Genomic DNA, 5,168 nt, shown 5'->3' with positions numbered 1-5,168 from the left:
GGCGACCCACGGCGTCTCGATCGCCGGCACCGCCGCCTTCGCCGCGTCCCCCACGGCCCCCGACGACCACGTGCGCCTGCCCTTCACGGCGCCCGACGACGTGCTGACGGAGGGCATCCGCCGCCTCGGCGCCGCGTGGCGCGAATACCGGGAATCCCTCGGCCGGCCGGCCTGAGCGTCCGCCGCCGGGACTAGCGTTGATCCATGGTCAACTATCGCTATCTCGGCAACAGTGGTCTCAAGGTCTCGGAGATCACCTACGGCAACTGGGTCACGCACGCCTCGCAGGTCGAAGACGACGCGGCCGTCAAGACCGTCCATGCGGCGCTCGACGCCGGCATCACCACGTTCGACACCGCCGACACCTACGCCAACACGGCGGCCGAGGTCGTGCTCGGCAAGGCGCTCGAGGGCCAGCGCCGCGAAGGGCTCGAGATCTTCACGAAGGTCTACTTCCCGACCGGCCCGAAGGGCCCGAACGACACCGGCCTGAGCCGCAAGCACATCATGGAGTCGATCAACGGCTCGCTGAAGCGCCTCGGCACCGACTACGTCGACCTGTACCAGGCGCACCGCTTCGACTACGAGACCCCGCTGGAGGAGACGTTCCAGGCGTTCGCCGACGTCGTGCGGCAGGGCAAGGCGCTCTATATCGGCGTCTCGGAGTGGACGGCCGAGCAGCTGCGCGAGGGTCACGCGCTGGCGACGCAGCTCGGCATCCAGCTCATCTCGAACCAGCCGCAGTACTCGATGCTGTGGCGCGTGATCGAGGGCAAGGTCGTGCCCGCGTCGGAGGAGCTGGGCATCTCGCAGATCGTGTGGTCGCCGATGGCGCAGGGTGTGCTCAGCGGCAAGTACCTGCCGGGGCAGCCGGTGCCGGAGGGCTCGCGCGCGACCGATCAGAACTCCGGGGCCGGGTTCATCCAGAGCTTCCTGCAGGACGACATCCTCACCGCGGTGCAGCGTCTCAAGCCGATCGCCGAGCAGGCGGGGCTCACGATGCCGCAGCTCGCGATCGCGTGGGTGCTGCAGAACCCCAACGTGGCGGCGGCCCTGGTGGGCGCCTCCCGGCCCGAGCAGCTCGCCGACACCGTCAAGGCCTCGGGCGTGACGCTCGACGCCGACACGCTGTCCGCGATCGACGAGGCCCTGGGCGACACGGTGAACCGCGACGCCGAGCACACGTACTCCGTGTCCCCGAAGTCCCGCCTGGTCTGACCGGGGCAGGCGAAGGCCCCCTCCCGCGACGGGCGAGAGGGGGCCTTCGTCCGCGCGCGGTTTACTCCTTCACGGCACCGGCGGTCAGGCCCTGCACGATCCAGCGGCTGGCGAGGGCGAACATCACCATGGTCGGCAGGATCGTCAGCACGGCCGCGGCGCTCATGGAGCCCCAGTCGATGTTGAACGTCGAGATGAAGCCGTTCAGCGCCGAGGGGACGGTGCGGTTCGCGTCGGTGTTCATCAGCACGACCGACAGGAACAGCTCGTTCCAGCAGTTGACGAAGTTGAAGATGAACGCCGCGATGATGCCGGGCGTCATGACCGGCACCAGCACCCGGAACAGGGCTCCCAGGCGCGAGCAGCCGTCGATCATCGCCGCCTCCTCCAGCGCGTCGGGCACGTTCTCGAAGAAGCCGCGCAGCATCACGGTGGAGAACGGGATGCAGATCGCGATGTAGACGAGGATGAGTCCGGGCTTGGTGTCGACGAGGCCCAGGTCGGTCATCATCGAGTACAGCGGGCCGAGGGCGATGAACGCGGGGATCATCTGCGTCAGCAGGAACGCGATGAGGATCGCCCCCTTGCCGCGGAACTCGAAGCGCGCGAGCACGTAGGCGCTGAGCAGGGCGATGAGCGTCGCGACGGCTCCGGCCGACACCGCCACGATCGCCGAGTTGGCCAGGAAAACCCCGAACGAGCTCTTCTCGAACAGGCTCGTGAAGTTGTCGAACGAGGGCTCGCTCGGCCAGTACTCGATCGGGAAGCGGTTGATGGTCCCCGGCGACTTGAACGCGGTGAGCGTGATCCAGTACAGCGGGAACAGCGTGATCAGGAGCCACAGGGCCAGCCCGACCACGCGCACGACACCGCCGACGGTCACCCGCGGCCTCGGTCGCGGAGCGGCCTTCGGGTCGGGCACCGTGATCCGACGGGTCTCGGTGATCGAGGAACCGGTCCGGGTGGTCGAGGTGATGGTCATCGCTGCACCCTCCGCATCGCCATCAGGTAGAAGGCGCAGAACACCATGAGGAACGCCACGACGATGAGCCCGATGGCGCTCGCGATGCCGTAGTTGCCCTGCTGCGTGTAGTTGATCATCCAGGTCGTGATGATGTGGGTCTGGTTGGCCGGGCCGCCGTTCGTCATCGCGTAGATGATGTCGGGGAAGTTGAAGATCCAGATCACGCGCAGCAGGATCGTCAGCAGCAGCGTCATCGAGATGTACGGGATGATGATCGAGAACAGCTGCCGCACCTTGCCGGCGCCGTCGAGGCTCGCCGCCTCCAGCATCTCGTCGGGCACCGACTGGAGTGCCGCGAGGATCATGATCGCGAAGAAGGTCACGCCGTACCAGATGTTCGCGACGATGACGGCGAACATCGCCAGCTTCGGGTCGGCCAGCCAGGGCAGCGGGGCGTCGATGAGGCCGGCCTTCATGAGCAGGTCGTTGACCACGCCGAACTCGGCGTTGAACATCCAGCGGAACAGCATGCCGATGAGGAAGCCCGACACCGCCCACGGGAAGAACACCAGCGCCTGGTAGAGCCCGCGGAAGCGGAACCGCTTGCGCAGGGCCAGCGCGATGAGGAAGCCGATGACGAGCTGGGGCACGAGCGAGCCGACCACCCACAGCACGGAGTTCCACGCCACGGTCGGGAACGCCGGGTCGCGGAACACGGCGAGGAAGTTGTCGAAGCCGACGAACGGGGTCGACGTGAGGTCCCACAGGTTCCAGTCGTGGAACGCCATGCGGGCGCCCTGCAGCATGGGCCAGTAGGTGAACCAGCAGACGAACACGATCGCCGGGGCGAGGAACGCCAGCAGCGTCAGGGCGTGACGGCCGCGGAACGGCCGACGCCGTCCGCGTGCCGGGGAGGCCCCGCCGGCAGTGCCGACGGAGCCCCCTTCACGGATGGTGCGGGCCACGGGTCAGCCCTTCTCCGCGGCGTACTTCTCGGTCCAGAACGCATCCCACGAGGCGAGCAGGTCCTTCGTCGACATGGTGCCGAGCAGCACGCTCTGCACGTCCTGGTCGGACTTCTGGATCCACTCGGTCCACCAGCTCACGCCGCGCGGCTGGCGCACGTTGACGTAGGTGTCCGGGTCCTCGGTCATGGTGACGTAGCTGGTCCAGGGGCCCGTGGAGTAGAACTCGTCGTCGGCCGCGGCGGCGATGATCGGCACGAGGCTGTTGGCCTGGGCGAACTCGGTCGCGGGCTCGGCCGACGACAGGAACTCGACCAGCTTCACCGCCGCCTCGGTGTGCTCGCTGTTCTTCGCGACACCCCAGCCGGCGACGGCGAGCGGTTGCGCGGCCTTGCCCGACGGTCCGACGAGCAGCGGAGCGGTGTCCCACTGGTCTTCGGTGAGCGAGGAGTCCTGCACGGTCGCGATCACCTCGGGGTCCTGCAGCAGGAAGGCCGTGGTGCCGTTCGTGAAGCCGGCGACCATCTCGGGGTAGCCCCAGGAGACGGCGGACGGCGGCGAGGCTTTCTTGAACAGGTCGAAGTAGTCGTCGACCGCATCCTGCGCCTCGGGAGCGGCGAAGATCGTCGAGCCGTCCTCCATGAGGAATGCGTCCTCCGTGTCGAGCCCGTCGATCGTGTACGCCTCGATCGCGGCGACCACGTTGCTGTTGGCGTTCTGGCCGCCGCGGAACGCGTAGCCGTAGATGTTGTTCGACGGATCCTGGATCGCGGACGCCTGCTCCAGCAGGTCCTTCCAGCTGTGCGGGGGACCGTCGAAGCCCGCCTCCTCCACGAGGTCGGTGCGGTAGAACAGCGACAGGCCGTAGAAGCCGTACGGGACGAAGTAGCTCTTGCCGTCCTCGGCGACGCCGGCGGACTTGGCGTTGTCGGTCAGCGCGTCCCAGCCGTCCCACTTCTTCAGGTCGGGGCCGAGGTCGTACAGCCAGCCGTTGTTGGCGAACGGACCGACCGTGATGTCGCGCACCTCGAGCACGTCGACGCCCTTGCCGGACTGGAGCATCTGCTGGATCTTCTGGTCGGCCTGCTCGGTGGGCGGCGAGACCAGGTTCACCGTGATGTCGGGGTTCTCCTTCTCGAACTCGTCGAGGAGCCCGCGGATGAGCTCGGTGCGCGCCGGGTTCGTCAGGCTCTCGACCATCTGGAGGGTGACGTCTCCGTCGCCGCCGGACGAGCCGGAGCCTCCGGAGCAGCCGGTGAGTGCGAGGACGGCGACGGTGCCGACTCCCGCTGCGGTCGTCAAGATCTTGTTCTTCACGATGTGCCTCTCGGTGGGGGATGGGTGGGTGTGTTTCGGGTGGGTCGGGTCGTGCGGGTGGTCAGGGGAGGATGAGGGTGTCGGCGGGGCGGATGCCGGCGCGGCGCAGGATCGCGGGGATGCAGCGCTCGACGAACGCCTCGACGTCGGAGGCCTCGGTGTAGAGGTGCGCGGAGAGGCGGAAGTAGCCGACCCCGCGGAAGCTCGTGAAGGCGGTCTCCACGCCGACCTCGTCGAGCAGGTCCATGCGCAGCGCGTCGGCCTCCTCGCGCGTCGCGCCGAGCCCGAGCGGCAGGCGGATCAGGCGCATGGACGGCACGGGGGAGGGCAGCGGGGTGAGCGGGTCCTCGTCGCCGTACGGGCGCAGCGCCTCGGCGATCAGCTCGGCCCCGGCGTCGGCGCGCTCGGCCATCGCGGCGCGGGCGTGCTCCCACCCGAACTCGGCCTCGATGAACTCGATCGCGGTGGGGGTGGCCAGGTACGTCGTGGCGTCGATCGTGCCCTGGGTGTCGAAGCGCCCGGGGTAGGGCTCGCGGGCGGCCCACGAGTCGATCAGCGGCCACAGCTCGTCGCGGTCGGGTGCTGCCGTGACGAGCAGGGCCGAGCCGCGGGGGGCGCAGGGCCACTTGTGCAGGTTGCCGAACCACCAGTCGCCGCCCGCGACCGCGGCGGCGTCGGCGATCAGGCCGGGGGCGTGGGCGCCG

4 protein-coding genes and 1 pseudogene are annotated in these 5,168 nt (G+C 68.7%); 1 reads left to right on the top strand and 4 read right to left on the bottom strand.

Annotation, left to right across the window (positions count from 1 at the left end):
• Positions 1-204 precede the first annotated feature (204 nt).
• Positions 205-1,218 (top strand): aldo/keto reductase family protein, encoded by a 1,014-nt coding sequence (locus DW309_RS08265; protein ID WP_136036085.1) that lies wholly within the window; start codon positions 205-207, stop codon positions 1,216-1,218.
• 61 nt (positions 1,219-1,279) lie between these two features.
• Here DW309_RS08265 and DW309_RS08260 read toward each other — a convergent pair whose 3' ends face one another.
• The 4 genes and pseudogenes from DW309_RS08260 to DW309_RS08245 form a co-directional block, all read right to left on the bottom strand.
• Complete coding sequence (locus DW309_RS08260; protein ID WP_205812679.1) at positions 1,280-2,200, bottom strand: carbohydrate ABC transporter permease; 921 nt, start codon at positions 2,198-2,200, stop codon at positions 1,280-1,282.
• Positions 2,197-3,147 (bottom strand): carbohydrate ABC transporter permease, encoded by a 951-nt coding sequence (locus DW309_RS08255; RefSeq protein ID WP_136029429.1) that lies wholly within the window; start codon positions 3,145-3,147, stop codon positions 2,197-2,199. The genes DW309_RS08260 and DW309_RS08255 overlap by 4 nt, the downstream gene beginning before the upstream one ends.
• 3 nt (positions 3,148-3,150) lie before the next feature.
• Positions 3,151-4,464, bottom strand: a complete 1,314-nt coding sequence (locus DW309_RS08250; protein ID WP_136029431.1) for an ABC transporter substrate-binding protein — start codon at positions 4,462-4,464, stop codon at positions 3,151-3,153.
• A gap of 61 nt (positions 4,465-4,525) precedes the next feature.
• Positions 4,526-5,168 (bottom strand): annotated as a pseudogene (locus DW309_RS08245) (aminotransferase class V-fold PLP-dependent enzyme); the annotation flags it as partial.

It is taken from the genome of Microbacterium sp. K41 (assembly GCF_004794395.1).
GTDB classification, from domain to species: Bacteria; Actinomycetota; Actinomycetes; order Actinomycetales; family Microbacteriaceae; genus Microbacterium; species Microbacterium sufflavum.
Note: the sequence above shows the minus strand (reverse complement) of the source record. Positions and strands in the feature narration are given on the sequence as shown.

Coding starts and splice junctions, on each gene's coding strand:
- DW309_RS08265 (WP_136036085.1), top strand. CDS start 205: ATGGTCAACTATCGCTATCTCGGCAACAGTGGTCTCAAGGTCTCGGAG.
- DW309_RS08260 (WP_205812679.1), bottom strand. CDS start 2,200: ATGACCATCACCTCGACCACCCGGACCGGTTCCTCGATCACCGAGACC.